The following is a 17,090-nucleotide window of genomic DNA, read 5'->3' as shown; positions in this document are numbered from 1 at the left end:
CCCCGAGGATTAACGCAAAGCCCCGATGCTAAACACCCCTAGCGAGCGGCAGCGGCGTCCTGCTCGCGTTTGATCTCCAGTGCGATGTCGATGAGCTGGTCTTCTTGGCCGCCGATGAGCTTGCGCTGACCTGCCCGGTGCAGCAGCTGATGCGCCGGTACGCCGTAGCGCTCGGACTGACGGATCGCGTGCTTGAGGAAGCTCGAATACACCCCGGAGTAGCCCATGATCAGTGCGTTGCGGTCGAGCAGGCACTCGGCGGGCATCGCGGGCGCGACGACCTCTTCTGCCGCGTCGGCGATGTCGAAGAAATCGATGCCGGTCTTGACGCCGATCTTGTCGAACACCCCGATCAGGGCTTCGACGGGGGCGTTACCCGCACCCGCGCCGAACCGCCGGCAACTGCCGTCGATCTGCTTGGCCCCGGCACGCACGGCCTCGACGGAGTTGGCAACCCCGAGCCCGAGGTTCTCGTGTCCGTGGAAACCCACCTGGGCGTCGTCGCCGAGTTCGGCGACCAAGGCGGCCACCCGGTCGCGGACGCCTTCCAGGACCAGTGCGCCCGCGGAGTCGACGACGTAGACGCACTGGCAGCCCGCGTCGGCCATGATGCGGGCCTGCGCGGCGAGCTTCTCGGGCGAGATCGTGTGGCTCATCATCAGGAAGCCGACCGTCTCCAGGCCGAGCTCGCGGGCCAACCCGAAGTGCTGGATCGATACGTCGGCCTCGGTGCAGTGCGTCGCGATCCGGCAGATCGAGCCGCCGTTGTTCTGCGCCTCCTTGATGTCTTCCTTCGTGCCGACACCCGGCAGCATCAGGAAGGCGATCTTGGATTCCTTGGCGGTCTCCGCGGCGAGCTTGATCAGTTCCTGCTCAGGCGTTTTCGAGAAGCCGTAGTTGAAACTCGACCCGCCGAGCCCGTCGCCGTGCGTCACCTCGATGACCGGGACACCCGCCGTGTCCAAGGCCGCGACGATCGCGCCGACTTCGTCCTTGGTGAACTGATGACGCTTGTGATGGGACCCGTCGCGCAGCGACGTGTCGGTCATCCGGACATCCCAGATGGGGTTGAAGAAGATGTCTTTGGTGGTCATGCTTGCGCTCCGGATCCTGCGGAAAGGCTTATTCCGAGTTTTTCTTTGGCGATCTCCTCGCCGACCTTGGTCGCCGCGGCGGTCATGATGTCCAGATTTCCAGCGTAGGGCGGCAGGTAGTCGCCCGCACCCTCCACTTCGATGAACGTGGTGACCAGGTGGTTGCCACCGTTGACCACCGACGGCTCGTCGAACTGCGGCTCGTTGAGCAGACGGTAGCCCGGCACATAGGTCTGCACTTCGGCGACGACATCCTTGATCGACTGTGCGATCGCGTCGTGGTCCGCATCCTCGGGAATCGCGCAGAAAATGGTGTCGCGCATGATCATTGGCGGTTCGGCGGGGTTGAGGATGATGATCGCCTTACCGCGCTGAGCCCCGCCGATGTTCTGCACGCCGGCACTGGTGGTCTTGGTGAACTCATCGATGTTGGCGCGCGTCCCCGGGCCGGCCGAAGCCGACGACACCGAAGCCACGATCTCGGCATAGGGCACATCCACCACACGCGACACCGCGTGCACGATCGGGATCGTCGCCTGCCCGCCGCAGGTCACCATGTTGACGTTCGGCGCATCGAGGTGCGCGCGCAGGTTGGCCGGCGGGATGACGCCGGGCCCGACCGCGGCCGGCGTCAGGTCGATCGCGCGAATGCCCGCCTCGGCGTATCGCGGTGCGGCGTCCCGGTGCACGTATGCGCTCGTGGCCTCGAACAGGAGGTCGGGCTTCTCGTCGAGACCCAACAACCAATCGGCGCCCTCGGCACTGGTTTCCAGGCCCAGCTTGCGAGCGCGGGCGAGACCTTCTGACTCCGGGTCGATCCCGACCATCCAGCGCGGCTCGAGCCATTCCGAGCGCAGCAGCTTGTAGAGCAGATCGGTACTGATGTTGCCGGATCCGACGATCGCGACGGAGGCTTTGTTGGCCATATCGGCTCCTTATTCGAAACTCAGTCGTACTGAACCTAACCCGGCGAAGTCCGCGACGAAATCGCTGCCGGGAGGTGCATCTATCGCACGTGTGCACGAGCCCGGCAACACGATGTCACCGGCCTTCAAGCGGACACCGAACCCTTCGACCTTGCGGGCCAACCAGGCCACCGCGGTCACCGGATTGCCCAGCACCGCATCGCTACGCCCCTCGGCCACCACCTCGCCGTGGTTCGTCAGAACCGCGTCGATGTTGCGGATGTCCACGTCCTTCGGTGACACCCGGGCTTCGCCGAGCACCCAACCCGCTGACGACGCGTTGTCGGCGATGGTGTCGCACAACTTGATCTGCCAGTTGGTGATCCGCGTGTCGATCAACTCGATCGCCGGCGCGAAGGCCGCCGTCGCCGCCAGCACGTCCTCTTCGGTGCAACCGGCACCCGGGAGATCGTCGGCGAGGATGAACCCCACCTCCACCTCGACACGGGGGTACAGGTAGTTCGACGACTTGACGGGCTTGTCTTCATAGACCTGCATCTCGTCGAGCAGGTGACCGTAGTCCGGTTCGTCGACACCCATCATGTCCTGCATGGCCTTGCTGGACAGGCCGACCTTGTGACCGATCACCCGCGCGCCTTCGGCGACCCGCTGACGGATGTTGATCAGCTGGATCTCGTAGGCGTCCACGACGTCGATCCCGGGATTCCCGTCGGTCAACGGGGTGATCGGCACCCGGCTGCGTTCGGCTTGTGCCAGGTCGGCAGCCAGTTGAGCACGCACCTCGTCACTGAGCATTGTGGTGAAGTCCCCTCACTTCTTTGACCGGGGCGGTTGTTGGATCGCCGGCCAATTCTATAACGTGTTCTACATGACTGGACAGGAGTACGACGTAGTCGTGGTCGGAAGCGGCGCCGCCGGCATGGTCGCCGCCCTCACCGCTGCCCACCAGGGCCTCTCGACAGTAGTCGTAGAAAAGGCTCCGCACTATGGAGGTTCCACTGCGCGGTCCGGTGGTGGCGTGTGGATCCCGAACAACGAGATTCTCAAGCGTGACGGCGTAACCGACACGGCCGAAGCCGCGCGGGAATACCTGCACGCGATCATCGGCGACGTCGTCCCGGCCGAGAAGATCGACACGTATCTGGACCGCGGCCCGGAGATGCTGTCGTTCGTGCTCAAGCACTCGCCGCTCAAGCTGTGCTGGGTGCCCGGGTACTCCGACTACTACCCCGAGACGCCCGGCGGAAAGCCGACCGGCCGGTCCGTTGAGCCCAAGCCGTTCGACGCCAAGAAGCTCGGGCCGGACATGAAGGGCCTCGAACCGCCGTACGGCAAGGTGCCGCTCAACGTCGTCGTCATGCAGCAGGACTACGTCCGGCTCAACCAGCTCAAGCGTCATCCCCGCGGGGTGCTGCGCAGCCTCAAGGTCGGCGCGCGCACGATGTGGGCGCAGGCCACCGGAAAGAACCTCGTCGGTATGGGCCGTGCCCTCATCGCGCCACTGCGCATCGGCCTGCGCGACGCCGGTGTTCCGGTGCAACTCAACACCGCCATGACCGACCTCTACGTCGAGGACGGCGTGGTGCGTGGCATTTACGTCCGTGACACCGCGGCGCCGGAAAGCGCTGAGCCCGTGCTCATTCGGGCGCGACGCGGGGTGATCCTCGGTTCGGGTGGGTTCGAGCACAACGAGCAGATGCGGGTCAAGTACCAGCGCGCACCGATCACCACCGAGTGGACGGTGGGCGCGGTCGCCAACACCGGCGACGGCATCCTGGCCGCCGAAAAGCTGGGTGCCGCACTGGAACTCATGGAGGACTCGTGGTGGGGTCCGACCGTTCCGCTGGTGGGGGCGCCGTGGTTCGCGCTGTCCGAGCGCAACTCCCCCGGATCGATCATCGTCAACATGGCCGGCAACCGGTTCATGAACGAGTCGATGCCGTACGTCGAGGCCTGCCATCACATGTACGGCGGCGAATACGGCCAAGGCCCCGGCCCTGGCGAGAACATCCCGGCGTGGCTGGTCTTCGACCAGCAGTACCGCGACCGCTACATCTTCGCGGGATTGCAGCCTGGACAACGCATTCCGTCGAAGTGGCTAGAGTCGGGCGTCGTGGTCAAGGCTGCGACGTTGGACGAGCTGGCCGCCAAGACCGGTCTGCCCGCCGACGCCTTCAAGGCCACCGTCGAGCGGTTCAACGGCTTCGCCCGGTCGGGCGTCGACGAGGACTTCCACCGCGGCGAAAGCGCCTACGACCGCTACTACGGCGATCCGACCAACAAGCCCAACCCGAACCTCGGCGAGATCAAGAACGGGCCGTTCTACGCGGCCAAGATGGTTCCGGGAGACCTGGGCACCAAGGGCGGTATCCGCACCGACGTGCATGGCCGGGCGCTGCGGGACGACGAATCGGTGATCGAGGGTCTCTACGCGGCGGGCAACGTCAGCTCGCCCGTCATGGGTCATACCTACCCCGGTCCGGGTGGCACCATTGGCCCCGCCATGACATTCGGATACCTCGCAGCCCTGCACCTTGCCTCGGCCGGATCGGCCACATCGAACACGGAGGCCTGATATGCCCATCGATCTCGACAAGGCGCTGGGCGCCGAACTGGAACCCATCGAATTCTCGTGGACCAGTAGCGATATCCAGCTCTATCACCTGGGCCTCGGCGCGGGTGCCGACCCGATGGATCAGCGCGAGCTGCGCTACCTCGTCGACGACACCCCACAGGTGCTGCCGACGTTCGGCAACGTCGCGGTCAGCTTCCACATGACCGAACCGCCGAAGGTTCAATTCCCCGGCATCGACATCGAGCTGTCCAAGGTGTTGCACGCGAGCGAGGCCGTCACCGTCCCCGGGCCGATCCCGACCAGTGGGACCGCGAAGTCGGTGCAGCGCTTCACCGAGATCTGGGACAAGGGGAAGGCCGCCGTCATCGTCAGCGAAAGCACGGTGACCGACCCGTCCGGCACGGTGCTGTGGACCACCAAGCGCTCGATCTTCGCGCGCGGCGAGGGTGGCTTCGGCGGCGAACGTGGACCGTCGACGTCAGTCGAAATGCCCGACCGCGAACCGGATATCGAGATCGCATTGCCGACGCTGCCGCAACAGGCCCTGCTGTACCGGCTGTGCGGTGACCGCAATCCTCTGCATTCCGATCCGGCCTTCGCCGCGGCTGCCGGCTTCGACCGGCCGATCCTGCACGGCCTGTGCACCTACGGCATCGGCTGCAAAGCCATCGTCGACAACCTCCTCGACGGCGATGTGTCCCAAGTGGCTTCATACGGTGCACGTTTCGCCGGCGTCGTATTCCCAGGCGAAACACTGCAGGCCAACATCTGGAAGGAAGACGGCCGCTTCGTCGGCGTCCTGACCGCGCCGTCACGGGACAACACGGTCGTTCTGTCCGGTGTGGAGCTCGTCCCGGCCTGAGTTTGTTTCGTGCGTGCGGTTGGCGGGCGTGCTTGCGTGTTTGCGTGTGTTTGCGAGTCCCATTGTCACGCCAGAGTGACGCTTGGCTCCGACTGCCACGCTAACGTGACAAACGCGCATAAATGCCGTTGACCGCCAATCCCATTGTCACGCCAGAGTGACACTCGGCTTCCACAGCCACGCTAACGTGACAAACACGCACGAATGCCGTTGACCGGCAATCCCATTGTCACGCCAGAGTGACACTCAGCTCCGACAGCCACGCTAGCGTGACAAACACGCACAAATGCCGTTGACCGCAGGTCCCATTGTCACGCCAGAGTGACACTCAGCTCCCACAGCCACGCTAGCGTGACAAACGGCTGGCACGCGCCGCGTGAATTCGGCGAAGAATGTCGACCCGACGCTCCCCCGCCGATACGCGAACATTGAGCCACCCGGCACGCTGCACCCGCTCAGCCCGCCGCAGATCCCACCGGTACTGCGAGTCATTGAGGCGGTGCTGTTCGCCGTCGTATTCGACGGAGACCATGAGGTCGTCCCACCCCATGTCGAGAAAAGCGAACGGATCGCCGGGGCCGTCGATTACCGGTATCTGCGTCGCCGGTCTCGGCATGCCGTCATCGAGAATCATCAACCGCAATTGTGTTTCTTTTGGCGATTGAGCTCCGGCGTCCATCAATTCGAGCGCAACCCGTGCCCGTTGAACGCCTTGACGCCCCGCATAACGCTGCAACAGAAGATCGACATCAGCCGGCTTCAGATCTGTCGCGGCGGCAAGCGCGTCAAGCGATTCCACCGCGAGATCCCTTGAATACCAACACCCCATGTCGAGCGCGGTGCGAGCCAGCGTTGTCACCGGGATGCCGCTGTGAAGCGTGATCTCGTCGTGTTCGATGCGCTCGGTCCGAACCTTCAGGCCTGCCATGGGATTGCGATTCGAGTGCAACATCTCCAGCGGTTCACCTGGACTTACCCACTTCGCCCCATAGAGTGCGGCCGCCGATCTTCCAGCGATGATCCCGCGCCGTCGCGACCACAACCATCCGGCGCGGGCACGTACCTCCGGAGTGAGTTCGGTTCCGGGACTTACGTAGACGTCACGAAACACCCGGGTGTATCTGGTGCGCAGTGCGCTCTTGCGCACCTCGCCACGGGCGACGGCTTCACTACCGACAAATGGCTCCCCCATAACGAATGAGTGTGTCGGGCAAAGCCGTATCCGTCACACCGGTTATCCACAGGCACCGTTGTCACGTTGGAGTGACGATGGTTGTCCACAGCCACACTGGCATGACAGTGGACAACAGAGCCCGCAGAAGCTAGCCCGGCCGCCCCGCCATTGTCACGCTGGAGTGGCGCGCGAGCCCGAGAGCCACGCTAGCGTGACAATCGCGGGCAAACGACAATCGCACACACGCAAACGCACGCAAGCCAGGCGCAATTACATACGCCGTGCGAGATCGTCATCGCCGCCGCTGTAGCGCGGAGGCTCGTGGGGTGTGACGGGGACAGGTCCGGGTGCGGGCCGGCTCTCGCTGGGGCCGGCGGCGCCGGCCGGCGGGGCCGTCGCGGCGGGCGGAGCGGACTGGGCCGGCGCCTGCGGTGCCGACGCCGAACTACCAGCGCCCGAACGATCGTTCAGCTGAGCCTCGCGAGCGTCCTGGCTGGCTTCGCGCTTGTCTTGAGCGATGTCGCGTTCGTTCTGCCGGTCTTCGCGTTCGTTCTGCTTGGCATCGCGATCGTTGAGTCGTGCTTCGCGTTCGGCCTGTTGCTGTTGTGGGTTGGCGCCCATCGGTGCACCACCTGGCGTGCCGCTGCCGGGTGCGCCGCTGCCCTCCGGACCACCGCCGCCCTTGGCGCTCTCCATGGCCTTCATGAGCGGCTCCATCAGTGAGCCGAACTGTCCGCCCATCTGACCGGCCGCTTGTGCCGGCGTGGAGGCCATCTGGCCCATCTGCCCGAGCTGACCCATCATCTGGCCCAACTGGCCAACGCCTTGCTGCCCCTCCTGGTCAGCCTTCTCGTATGCGCCCTGCGCATCGCCGAGCTTGCCGTTGAACATGTTCTCTTTCGCCGCGAGCGCGGTGACATTCGTCGTGAGCGATGCGGCCAACGTCGGCAGTATGCCTGCGATGGTCATGCTCATGGCATCCTCGCCGGCCTGGATCGGCGGCATATCCGGCAGTTGGATCGGGGCGGCATTCCAGTTCAGTCCGCCGGGGGTGGTGAACGGCGTATTACTCACCGGACGTCTCCTTCAGCATCGGTGGTGCGCCGATATGTCGCGGGCTCACCAGTCGTCATCGTCGTCGTCCACGTCGACTTCGTGCTCGAGCGGGGCGGGAACGGCCAGCGTCGCCGACGTGCCTCCGCTCGCGCCGCGCTGGCCCATCATGCCCATCGGCGCGCCCATGCCGCCCATACCACCGGCGGCCACCGGCGCCAGGCCGATCGCGGTACTTCCGGCCGCCGCGGGATCGACCGAAACCGGGGTGGTGTTGCCACCGACGAGTTTCGACATCAGCGGCGTCTGGGATCCGACACCGCCGGTGCCCGGCAACGATGCGGCTTTCATCATGCCCGCGCCACTGCTCGGGCCCGATCCGCCGGCGAGCGGGTGGTTCGAGAAGGCCGAGAACGGCGACGGTCCCCCACCGGTGCCACCGCCCTTGCCCACCGAGCCGAGCATCGAGGTCAGCTGCTGCAGCGGTTGGGAAAGCTGCTGCAACGGCTGTGAGAGCTGCTGAGGGATCTGCCCGAGCATCTGCGGGATCTGACCCAGCATCTGCGGCAGCTGGCCGGCCATCTGCATCGCCTGCTGCATGCCTTGCTGCATGCCCTGTTGCGCTTGGGCGGTCGGCGGGGTGGTCATCTGGGGCACGTTGGCGACGGTGCCGAGGCTGCTCGCGAGCGAGGTGGTGCTGGCCGTGACGGTCGCAATGTTCTGCGAGAGCCCCATCTTGATGCGGCTCTCGATCAGTTCCTGCTTGTTGCCGAACGGCAGCGCCTGTAGCGCCTCGACTTCGTGCTGGACTTCCTGGGCTGCGGCGTTGACGGCCATCTTCGTCTGGACGACGGCGGCGGCCATCTGGGTCAGCTGGGTGGCGATCGCCTGGGCCTGAGCCGCATTGGCCTCGTGGCCGGCGATCATCGTGGTGGCCTCACCCGATGCCGCGAGGGATCCGGCGCCCTGCCAAACCTCGGTCAGCTTCATCAGCTGGCTGGTCTGCTCAGGAACGATGTTGCCGCTGATGTTCGCGGCGAGCTTCTCGTACGACGCTGCCGCAGCCGTCAGCTGCTCCTCATCGACATTCGGCCAGGCCGGCCCCGTCACCGTTTGTGACCCAAACGGGCTGCTGTCGGGCATGATCCCCACGCCACGACCCCCCTTTCACGCGTGCTGCATCTGCAGCAAAGATTACCGTGTGCAGCGGGGGTAAGGACGCGCCTTTAACCGAGGATCAATCCCGAGGTCGGCACGCCGGTGCCAGCGGTGACCAGTACGTGTTCGACGTTGTCGACCTGATTCACCGAACTGCCCCGCAACTGGCGCACACCCTCAGCTATCCCGTTCATGCCGTGGATGTATGCCTCGCCGAGCTGACCGCCGTGCGTGTTGATAGGTAACCGTCCACCGATCTCGATCGCGCCGTCGGCGATGAAATCCTTCGCCTCACCCTTGCCGCAGAACCCGAGCTCCTCGAGCTGGATCAACGTGTACGGGGTGAAGTGGTCGTAGAGGACCGCGGTCTGGATATCGGCAGGAGACAGCCCCGACTGCTCCCACAGCTGGCGGCCCACCAGGCCCATCTCCGGCAGCCCGAGCTCATCGCGGTAGTAGGAGTACATGGTGAACTGGTCGGCGCCGGCACCCTGAGCCGCGGCCTCGATGATCGCGGGCCGGTGCTTGAGGTCCTTGGCCCGTTCGGGCGTGGTGACGACGATCGCGACGCCGCCGTCGGTCTCCTGGCAGCAGTCCAGCAGTCGCAGCGGTTCGGCGATCCACCGCGAGTTCTGGTGGTCCTCGATGGTGATCGGCTTGCCGTAGAAATGCGCCTTCGGGTTGTTGGCGGCGTGCTTGCGGTCAGCTACCGACACCGCACCGAAATCCGCACTGGTGGCGCCGTATTCGTGCATGTACCGCTGCGCGATCATCGCGACCGACGCAGCAGGTGTGCTCAGCCCGTGCGGGTAGGACCAGCTGTACTCGACCCCGCGGGAGTCGGCATTGGTGGTCAGGCCCGTCATCACCTGGCCGAAGCGGAACTCCGAGCGTTCGTTGAAAGCCCGGTACGCCACGACGACCTCGGCCACACCCGTCGCCACGGCCAGCGCGGCCTGCTGCACGGTCGCGGCCGCGGCACCGCCGCCGTAGCCGATCTGGCTGAAGAACTTCAGGTCCCCGATCCCGGTGGAACGGGCTACGGCGGTCTCCAGATTTGAGTCCATGGTGAAGGTCACCAGGCCGTCGACGTCCGACGGCGACAGCCCGGCGTCGTCGAGTGCGTCGAGCACGGCTTCCGCCGCGAGCCTCAACTCGCTGCGGCCGGAGTTCTTGGAGAAGTCGGTGGCGCCGATACCGGCGATCGCGGCCTTGCCGGAGAGCATCAGTTGTCCCCCAAAGAAAGTGTGGCGGTGGCAATGACGTGGTCGCCGAGGCTGTTGCTGCCCACGACTTTCACGGTCGCCACGCCGTCCTCGATGGCCGTGACCTCGCCGGCGAACGTGACGGTGTCATAGGCGTACCACGGCACGCCGAGACGCAGCCCGATCGACTTGATGCGCGCCGACGGCCCCGCCCAGTCGGTCAGGTAGCGCTGCACCAGGCCGGTGTCGGTCAGGATGTTGACGAAGATGTCCTTGGAGCCCTTGGCCTGTGCCTTGTCCCGGTCGTGGTGCACGTCCTGGTAGTCGCGGGTCGCGATGGCCGTGGAGACGATGAACGTCGGGTCGCCGTAGATCTTGAGCTCGGGCAGTTTGGTGCCGACGGCCGGCGTGACGGACGTCCCAGCCGCGCTCACTGCGCCGGCTCCCACGCGTACAGCGTCCATGCCGGACTGACATCGCTGTCGGGAAAATCGATATACGTTGCGCGCACCGGCATTCCGATCTGTACCTTGTCGGGGTCGATGTTGCGGAGTTCGCCGAGCATGCGCACGCCTTCGTCCAGTTCGACAAGCGCGATCACGAACGGCAGGCTGCGTCCCGGGACCTTCGGTGCGTGGTGGACGACGAAGCTGAACACCGTGCCCGTGCCGGACGCGACGACGTAGTCGACGGGCGCTTCTTTGTCCTGCCACACCGCGGGCACCGGCGGATGCTGCAGGGTGCCGTCGGGGCGCTTCTGAATGCGCAGCTCGTGGGCGTTGACGCCGTCCCAGAAGAACTGCGTGTCCCGCGACGCCGCGGGCCGCATGAGCTTGTCCGGGTCCAGATCCTCGGGAACGGCCGGCTTCTGCTCCTCACGTGGCTTGAACTTCATGATCCGCCAAGCCATTTCGGCGACGTCCTCGTCGCCGACCTGCCAGGTGATCTTCTGGTTGATGAAGTAACCCTCGCCGAGCGCGGTCTGCTTCGGGCCGATGACGTCGGTCAGCTCGGCGCTGATCGTGACGTCCTCACCCGGTTGCAGATACCGGTGATACGTCTGCTCACAGTTGGTGGCGACGACGCCGACATAGCCGGCATCGTCGAACAACTTCATCATCTGGCTCAGCGGATCGTCATCCGGCCGGCCCTGGCCCAGCCCGGCCATGGTCCACACCTGGATCATCGCAGGCGGCGCGACGATGCCGGGATGCCCGGCGGCCTTGGCAGCCTCCTCGTCGACATAGATCGGGTTGCGGTCCCCGATCGCATCGACCCAGTGGTGAATCATCGGCTGGTTCACCGGATCCCGGCCCGCGCGCGGCTTGCTGCGACCGGCGGCCTTGATCTCGTCGACTGCTGCTTGAAGATCGCTCACCCGAGTACTCTTCTCTTCGCGCAAGCGCTCATCGGGGAACCCTCGGCACCTTCAGCCCGGACGCCGCGATCATCTCGCGCATCACCTCGTTGACACCGCCGCCGAACGTGATGACCAGATTGCGTTTGGTCATCTTGTCGAGCCAGTCGAGCAGCTCGGCGGTTTCTGGGTCGGCGGGGTTGCCGTACCTGCCGACGAGTTCTTCGGCGAGCCGGCCGACTTCTTGAATGCGTTCGGTCGAAAAGACTTTCGTCGCGGCGGCGTCGGCAACGGCGATGGTCTCACCCGATGCGGCGACCTGCCAGTTGAGCAGCTCGTTGATGCGCCAGATCGACTTGATCTGCCCGAGCAGGCGGCGCGCGTCGTCGTGCTCGATGGGGATGACGCCGTTCGAACCCGGCTTCGACGCCCACGTCCGCACCTGGTCGTAGATGCCCGCGACGCGACCGGCCGGGCCCAGGCTCACCCGCTCGTGGTTGAGCTGCGTGGTGATGAGCTTCCAGCCACCGTTCTCCTCGCCGACGAGCATGTCGGCGGGCACGTGAACGTCGTTGTAGTACGACGCGTTGGTGTGATGGGCACCGTCCGACAGGATGATCGGGGTCCACGAGTAACCCGGATCCTTGGTGTCGACGATGAGGATCGAGATGCCCTTGTGCTTGGCGGCAGTGGGGTCGGTGCGGCACGCGAGCCAGATGTAGTCGGCATCGTGGGCGCCGGTGGTCCACATCTTCTGGCCGTTGACGATGTATTCGTCCCCATGGCGAACGGCCGTCGTCCGCAGCGAGGCCAGGTCGGTACCCGCGTCGGGCTCGGAGTAGCCGATCGCGAAATGGATGTCGCCGGAGAGGATTCCGGGCAGGAACTTCTTCTTCTGCTCCTCTGTGCCGTACACCTGAAGCGTCGGGCCGACGGTCTGCAGCGTCACCAGGGGCAGCGGCACATCGGCGCGGTTGGCCTCGTTGACGAAGATCTGCTGTTCGATCGGGCCGAAGCCCAGACCGCCGTACTCCTTGGGCCAGCCGACGCCCAGCTTGCCGTCCGAACCCATGCGCTTGATGACCGCGCGATAGGCCTCGTTGTGACGATCGGACGACATCGCCTCGGCCTCTTCGGGGGTGATGAGAGTCGAGAAGTATTGCCGCAGTTCGGCTTGCAGGGCCCGTTGCTCGGGCGTGAGTTCGATGAACATTAGGCCCCCACCAGGTCCAGGCGATGCGACGGGCCGCCGAGCAGCCGCGTCAGATCCTTGATCGACGAGTAGTAGCGGTCCATGGGGTAGGTGATGTCCATGCCCATGCCGCCGTGCAGGTGATGACAGGTCCGCATCGCGGGCGGCGCCTGCGATGTCAACCAGTAGCCGAGGATCGCGAGGTCTTCGTCGGCGTCGAGGCCCTCCGAGAGCCGCCACACAACCGAAGTCGACACCAGATCGATGGTGCGCGAGGCGATGTAGACCTCCGAAAGCTGTGCGGCCACCGTCTGGAATGTCGACAGCGGCCGGCCGAACTGCTCGCGCGTCGCGACGTAGTCCGCCGTCAGTCGCAGCGCGCCGGCCACCAGACCCGCGGCGAACGCACCCGTCGTCGCCAGCACGAGCTGGTTCACCCGCGTTGTCGTAGCACCGTCGAGCACGCCGTCGACCTCGACGTCGGCGAACGCCACCACATACTCGTCCGAACCGTTGGCGGTCGGTGTTTTCGTCACCGTGACGCCGGATGCCGTCGGTGCGACCACCACGACTGCACTGTCGGCGGTGACCACGAGCCACTCGGCGCTCTCGGCATACGGCACACCGACTTTCGTGCCGTTGAGCTTGCCGCTCGAGAACGTTGTCCCCGGCCGGTCCGGAAGCGCGGCGCCGGGCTCGTTCAGGGCTGCCGACAACACCGAGCCCTTGGCCACCCCGGCCAGGTAGCGGTCCTGCTGAGCTTCGGATGCCAGGTCGAGCAACGACACCAGGCCGAGGCCGAGTGTCGCCAGCGCCGGGCTGATGGTGCCGTGCCTGCCGATCTCGGTGAGCGCCGTGGCCACCTCAAGCAGCCCGAGGCCGTCGCCGCCCAGCCGGTCCGGGACGGCGAGCGCTGTGACGCCACCGGAAACCAGTGCGTCCCAACTGTTGTCCCGCTCCAGCACGGATGTCACCACATCGGCGACGGCCTGCTGCTCGGGGTTCGGACTGAAATCCACCCGACTCCTCCTTGAGCCTTATGCGGTCAGTGAGCGACCGGGCACTTGCCGGTGTAGTCGACCTGCCAATGCTTGATGCCGTTGAGCCAGCCGGACTTCAGGCGCTCGGGCTGGCCGATGGGTTTCAGGTCGGGCATGTGATCGGCGACCGCGTTGAAGATCAGGTTGATGGTCATGCGGGCCAGGTTGGCGCCGATGCAGTAGTGAGCGCCGGTACCGCCGAAGCCGACGTGCGGGTTCGGGTTGCGCAGGATGTTGAAGTCGTGCGGGTTCTCGAAAACCTCTTCGTCGAAGTTGGCCGAGCGGTACGACATCACGACGCGCTGGCCCTTCTTGATCTGCACACCGCCCAGTTCGGTGTCCTCGAGCGCGGTGCGCTGGAAAGCCGAGACGGGCGTGGCCCACCGCACGATCTCGTCGGCTGCGGTGTCCGGACGCTCTTTCTTGTACAGCTCCCACTGGTCGGGGTGCTGCGAGAAGCCGATCATGCCGTGCGTGATCGAGTTGCGCGTGGTCTCGTTGCCCGCGACGGCGAGCATCACGACGAAGAAACCGAACTCGTCGTCGGAGAGCTTCTCGCCCTCGATGTCGGCCTCGATGAGCTGTGTGACGATGTCGTCGGTGGGGTTCTTCGCCCGCTCCTCGGCCATCTTCATCGCGTAGGTGATGAGCTCGAACGACGACATCGCCGGATCGATGTCGGCGTATTCGGGATCCTCACCCGCGGTCATCTCGTTCGACCAGCGGAACAGCTTGTCCCGGTCATCCTGCGGGACACCGAGCAAGCCGGCGATGGCCTGCAGCGGTAGTTCGCACGAGACCTGCTCGACGAAGTCACCGGTTCCGGCCGCCGCGGCCTCTTTGGCGATGTTCTGGGCCCGCGCGTCGAGTTCGTCCTTGAGCCGTCCGATCGCGCGCGGCGTGAAGCCGCGGGAGATGATCTTGCGCAGCCGGGTGTGCTGCGGGGCGTCCATGTTGAGCAGCACGGCTTTCTGCAGATCGATCGCGTCACGCGTCATGTCCTGCGGCCAGACCGGGATGGCACCGTCGGGCGAGCTGCCGAAGATGTCGTTGCGCTTCGACACCTCTTTGACATCGGCGTGCTTGGTGACGAGCCAGTAACCCTTGTCGCCGAAGCCACCGGTGCCGCCCGGTACGTCGACCCAGTGGATGGGCTCGGACTTCCGCAACTCGGCAAGTTCTTCGACGGGCAGGCGCTCGAGGTTCAGGGACGCGTCGAGGAAGTCAAAGTCCTTCGGGATGTTCGGGCAGGCCATGTGACTACTCCTAGTGTCTGTAGCAGGCGTGATCTGGCTAATAGCACCTGACACAACGTGGTCTAGTACCGATTACGACCATTGAAACATGCCTTGACCGCAGATCAAAGGCGGTGTCGCATCGTCGCTTGTCAGAGTAATGAAACGTGTTCTAGCCTGGCGGCATGGGTAATCCTGTCATCGTCGAAGCCACTCGCAGCCCGATCGGCAAGCGCAACGGCTGGCTGTCCGGCCTGCACGCGACCGAACTGCTGGGTGCCGTACAGAAGGCACTCGTGGAGAAGGCCGGGATCGAGGCGGGCGACGTCGAGCAGATCATCGGCGGCTGCGTCACGCAGTACGGCGAGCAGTCCAACAACATCACCCGGGTGGGCTGGCTGACGGCGGGCCTGCCCGAGCACGTCGGCGCCACCACGATCGACTGCCAGTGCGGTAGCGCGCAGCAGGCCAACCATCTGGTGGCCGGGCTGATCGCCACCGGCGCGATCGACATCGGCATCGCGTGCGGCATCGAGGCGATGAGCCGGGTCGGACTCGGCGCCAACGCCGGCCCGGACCGCAGCCTGATCCGCGCGTCGTCGTGGGACATCGACATGCCCAACCAGTTCGAAGCAGCCGAGCGGATCGCCAAGCGCCGGGGCATCACTCGCGCCGATGTCGACGCGCTCGGCCTCGCATCGCAGCGCAAAGCCAAGCAGGCCTGGGCGGAGGGCCGGTTCGACCGCGAGGTTTCGCCGATCTCGGCTCCGGTGCTCGACGAGAACAAGCAGCCGACCAGCGAATGGGCGCCGGTGACCCGCGACCAGGGTTTGCGCGACACCACTGCCGAGGGGTTGGCGTCGCTGAATCCGGTGCTGGAAGGCGGAGTTCACACCGCGGGCACGTCGTCGCAGATCTCGGACGGTGCCGCCGCGGTGTTGTGGATGGACGAAGACAAAGCCAGGGCACTGGGCCTCAAGCCCCGCGCCCGGATCGTCGCGCAGGCCAACGTCGGCGCCGAAACCTACTACCACCTCGACGGGCCCGTGCAGTCCACCGCCCGGGTGCTGGAAAAGGCCGGGATGAAGCTCGGCGACATCGATCTGGTCGAGATCAACGAGGCGTTCGCGTCCGTGGTGTTGTCCTGGGCACAGGTGCACGATGCCGATATGGACAAGGTCAACGTCAACGGCGGCGCGATCGCGCTCGGGCACCCGGTCGGGTCGACCGGCGCGCGCTTGATCACCACGGCGCTGCACGAATTGGAGCGCACCGACAAGAGCACGGCGCTGATCACGATGTGCGCGGGTGGAGCCTTGTCCACCGGCACGATCATCGAGCGGATCTGAGCCCGTTCCGTGGCGATCTCAGAAGCCGACCGGATCGCGGCGGCGCAGGCCTACATCGATGCACTGGCGACACACCAAGCCGACGCGGTGCCGTTCGCTCCGGACTGCATCCGCATCGAGATGGGTCTGAAGACCGGACGGTCGGGAGATCACTTGCGGCGCAGTCTGAACAACGGTCCGCAGTTCAAGTTGATCGAGCAGGTCACGCCTCCGGAGTTCACGGTCGACGGCGACCGCATCCGGGCCCGGTTCGACGTTTTGACCAAGCCGCGGCTCTTCGGCAGGCGGGTGTGTTCCCACGTCGACGAAACCTTTCTGATCCCGGCGTCCGATGGCAAGATCCACCACATTCACGCCACGCTCAAGCCGTTCATCAGTCGATAGGTTCCGCTATGGCAAACCCGCCCAAGGCGCTCAACTCGAAGCCCGTCGGCTTCCTCATCAAGCAGATGTCGCGCGCCAACACCTGGATCTTCAAGAAGACCAACGGCAAGCTCGGTGACAAGTTCCTGCGGGGGGCACCGGTGGGCATCTTGACCACGATCGGGCGCAAGACCGGCGAGCCGCGCGAAAGCCCTCTGCTGTTCCTGCAGGAGGGCAAGCGGATCGTTCTCGTCGCATCGCAAGGCGGGCGCGCCACCAACCCCATGTGGTATCTGAACCTCAAGGCCAACCCCAAGGTGACCTTCCAGACCAAGACCGAGCACCTGGCCCTGATGGCGCGTGACGCCACGGACGCCGAGCGCGACGAGTACTGGCCGAAGCTCGACGCCATGTATCCCGATTTCGCGGACTACCGGTCCTACACCGACCGGAAGATCCCGATCGTCATCTGCGATCCGGCCTGACCACGAAGTGCCAGCGGCGCCC

The 17,090-nt window shown here is 65.4% G+C and carries 17 protein-coding genes; 5 read left to right on the top strand and 12 right to left on the bottom strand.

Translation table 11 applies throughout. The features are described 5' to 3' along the window. Positions 1 to 38: 38 nt before the first annotated feature. Genes dmpG through AWC31_RS06025 form a run of 3 tightly spaced genes read right to left on the bottom strand, consistent with a single transcriptional unit; the run spans position 39 to position 2,815 of the window. The gene (gene dmpG / locus AWC31_RS06035) at positions 39 to 1,094 is read right to left on the bottom strand and encodes a 4-hydroxy-2-oxovalerate aldolase (RefSeq protein ID WP_067858477.1); all 1,056 of its coding nucleotides are present in this window, start codon (positions 1,092 to 1,094) and stop codon (positions 39 to 41) included. Continuing rightward, complete coding sequence (locus tag AWC31_RS06030; RefSeq protein WP_085143401.1) at positions 1,091 to 2,020, bottom strand: acetaldehyde dehydrogenase (acetylating); 930 nt, start codon at positions 2,018 to 2,020, stop codon at positions 1,091 to 1,093. The genes dmpG and AWC31_RS06030 overlap by 4 nt, the downstream gene beginning before the upstream one ends. A 9-nt stretch (positions 2,021 to 2,029) precedes the next feature. After that, positions 2,030 to 2,815 carry a 2-keto-4-pentenoate hydratase gene (locus tag AWC31_RS06025; protein WP_085143400.1) on the bottom strand — a complete coding sequence of 262 codons (786 nt, stop codon included), beginning with the start codon at positions 2,813 to 2,815 and terminating at the stop codon, positions 2,030 to 2,032. A gap of 73 nt (positions 2,816 to 2,888) precedes the next feature. Between AWC31_RS06025 and kstD the strand changes: the two genes are divergently transcribed. Together kstD and AWC31_RS06015 are read left to right on the top strand one after the other, a co-directional pair. Further along, complete coding sequence (kstD, locus tag AWC31_RS06020) at positions 2,889 to 4,595, top strand: 3-oxosteroid 1-dehydrogenase (protein WP_085143454.1); 1,707 nt, start codon at positions 2,889 to 2,891, stop codon at positions 4,593 to 4,595. Between the two features lies 1 nt (position 4,596). Next, complete coding sequence (locus AWC31_RS06015; protein WP_085143399.1) at positions 4,597 to 5,457, top strand: enoyl-CoA hydratase ChsH3; 861 nt, start codon at positions 4,597 to 4,599, stop codon at positions 5,455 to 5,457. Positions 5,458 to 5,803: 346 nt separating this feature from the next. On the opposite strand, the gene AWC31_RS06010 is transcribed toward AWC31_RS06015, so the two are convergent. From AWC31_RS06010 to AWC31_RS05970, 9 genes are all read right to left on the bottom strand, one after another. Beyond that, positions 5,804 to 6,649: a type IV toxin-antitoxin system AbiEi family antitoxin gene (locus AWC31_RS06010; RefSeq protein ID WP_085143398.1), complete on the bottom strand. Its 846-nt coding sequence runs from the start codon at positions 6,647 to 6,649 to the stop codon at positions 5,804 to 5,806. A gap of 252 nt (positions 6,650 to 6,901) precedes the next feature. Further along, positions 6,902 to 7,705 (bottom strand): hypothetical protein, encoded by an 804-nt coding sequence (locus tag AWC31_RS06005; protein ID WP_085143397.1) that lies wholly within the window; start codon positions 7,703 to 7,705, stop codon positions 6,902 to 6,904. A gap of 45 nt (positions 7,706 to 7,750) precedes the next feature. Further along, on the bottom strand, positions 7,751 to 8,836 hold the full coding sequence (locus AWC31_RS06000; protein WP_085143396.1) for a hypothetical protein: 1,086 nt from the start codon (positions 8,834 to 8,836) through the stop codon (positions 7,751 to 7,753). A 74-nt stretch (positions 8,837 to 8,910) separates the two neighbouring features. After that, positions 8,911 to 10,068 carry a 17-hydroxy-3-oxo-4-pregnene-20-carboxyl-CoA lyase gene (locus tag AWC31_RS05995; RefSeq protein ID WP_067858499.1) on the bottom strand — a complete coding sequence of 386 codons (1,158 nt, stop codon included), beginning with the start codon at positions 10,066 to 10,068 and terminating at the stop codon, positions 8,911 to 8,913. Next, positions 10,068 to 10,511, bottom strand: coding sequence for a MaoC family dehydratase (locus tag AWC31_RS05990; protein ID WP_067858502.1), 444 nt, complete (start codon positions 10,509 to 10,511; stop codon positions 10,068 to 10,070). Before AWC31_RS05990 ends, AWC31_RS05995 begins: the two co-directional genes overlap by 1 nt. Then, entirely contained in the window at positions 10,478 to 11,425 is a 948-nt protein-coding gene (locus tag AWC31_RS05985; RefSeq protein ID WP_067858504.1) for a bifunctional MaoC family dehydratase N-terminal/OB-fold nucleic acid binding domain-containing protein, read from the bottom strand. Before AWC31_RS05985 ends, AWC31_RS05990 begins: the two co-directional genes overlap by 34 nt. Positions 11,426 to 11,453: 28 nt before the next feature. Continuing rightward, positions 11,454 to 12,617 (bottom strand): acyl-CoA dehydrogenase FadE29, encoded by a 1,164-nt coding sequence (gene fadE29 / locus AWC31_RS05980; protein ID WP_067858507.1) that lies wholly within the window; start codon positions 12,615 to 12,617, stop codon positions 11,454 to 11,456. Continuing rightward, entirely contained in the window at positions 12,617 to 13,615 is a 999-nt protein-coding gene (locus AWC31_RS05975; RefSeq protein ID WP_085143395.1) for an acyl-CoA dehydrogenase family protein, read from the bottom strand. The genes fadE29 and AWC31_RS05975 overlap by 1 nt, the downstream gene beginning before the upstream one ends. A gap of 26 nt (positions 13,616 to 13,641) precedes the next feature. Then, positions 13,642 to 14,892: a cytochrome P450 gene (locus tag AWC31_RS05970; protein WP_067858514.1), complete on the bottom strand. Its 1,251-nt coding sequence runs from the start codon at positions 14,890 to 14,892 to the stop codon at positions 13,642 to 13,644. A 164-nt stretch (positions 14,893 to 15,056) separates the two neighbouring features. Here AWC31_RS05970 and AWC31_RS05965 point away from each other — a divergent pair, with 164 nt between their 5' ends. The 3 genes from AWC31_RS05965 to AWC31_RS05955 are packed head-to-tail and all read left to right on the top strand — an operon-like array spanning position 15,057 to position 17,068. Next, the gene (locus AWC31_RS05965) at positions 15,057 to 16,220 is read left to right on the top strand and encodes a steroid 3-ketoacyl-CoA thiolase (protein WP_085143394.1); all 1,164 of its coding nucleotides are present in this window, start codon (positions 15,057 to 15,059) and stop codon (positions 16,218 to 16,220) included. A gap of 9 nt (positions 16,221 to 16,229) precedes the next feature. Continuing rightward, the gene (locus AWC31_RS05960) at positions 16,230 to 16,604 is read left to right on the top strand and encodes a DUF8021 domain-containing protein (RefSeq protein WP_085143393.1); all 375 of its coding nucleotides are present in this window, start codon (positions 16,230 to 16,232) and stop codon (positions 16,602 to 16,604) included. A gap of 8 nt (positions 16,605 to 16,612) precedes the next feature. Beyond that, entirely contained in the window at positions 16,613 to 17,068 is a 456-nt protein-coding gene (locus tag AWC31_RS05955; protein WP_085143392.1) for a nitroreductase family deazaflavin-dependent oxidoreductase, read from the top strand. The last annotated feature ends 22 nt before the right edge of the window (positions 17,069 to 17,090 follow it).

It is taken from the genome of Mycolicibacterium wolinskyi, assembly GCF_002101965.1.
Classification (GTDB): Bacteria; Actinomycetota; Actinomycetes; order Mycobacteriales; family Mycobacteriaceae; genus Mycobacterium; species Mycobacterium wolinskyi.
The sequence above is the reverse complement of the archived record's forward strand: the minus strand, read 5'-3'. Positions and strand labels throughout refer to the sequence as shown.

Coding starts and splice junctions, on each gene's coding strand:
- dmpG (WP_067858477.1), bottom strand. CDS start 1,094: ATGACCACCAAAGACATCTTCTTCAACCCCATCTGGGATGTCCGGATG.
- AWC31_RS06030 (WP_085143401.1), bottom strand. CDS start 2,020: ATGGCCAACAAAGCCTCCGTCGCGATCGTCGGATCCGGCAACATCAGT.
- AWC31_RS06025 (WP_085143400.1), bottom strand. CDS start 2,815: ATGCTCAGTGACGAGGTGCGTGCTCAACTGGCTGCCGACCTGGCACAA.
- kstD (WP_085143454.1), top strand. CDS start 2,889: ATGACTGGACAGGAGTACGACGTAGTCGTGGTCGGAAGCGGCGCCGCC.
- AWC31_RS06015 (WP_085143399.1), top strand. CDS start 4,597: ATGCCCATCGATCTCGACAAGGCGCTGGGCGCCGAACTGGAACCCATC.
- AWC31_RS06010 (WP_085143398.1), bottom strand. CDS start 6,649: ATGGGGGAGCCATTTGTCGGTAGTGAAGCCGTCGCCCGTGGCGAGGTG.
- AWC31_RS05995 (WP_067858499.1), bottom strand. CDS start 10,068: ATGCTCTCCGGCAAGGCCGCGATCGCCGGTATCGGCGCCACCGACTTC.
- AWC31_RS05990 (WP_067858502.1), bottom strand. CDS start 10,511: ATGGACGCTGTACGCGTGGGAGCCGGCGCAGTGAGCGCGGCTGGGACG.
- fadE29 (WP_067858507.1), bottom strand. CDS start 12,617: ATGTTCATCGAACTCACGCCCGAGCAACGGGCCCTGCAAGCCGAACTG.
- AWC31_RS05970 (WP_067858514.1), bottom strand. CDS start 14,892: ATGGCCTGCCCGAACATCCCGAAGGACTTTGACTTCCTCGACGCGTCC.
- AWC31_RS05965 (WP_085143394.1), top strand. CDS start 15,057: ATGGGTAATCCTGTCATCGTCGAAGCCACTCGCAGCCCGATCGGCAAG.
- AWC31_RS05955 (WP_085143392.1), top strand. CDS start 16,613: ATGGCAAACCCGCCCAAGGCGCTCAACTCGAAGCCCGTCGGCTTCCTC.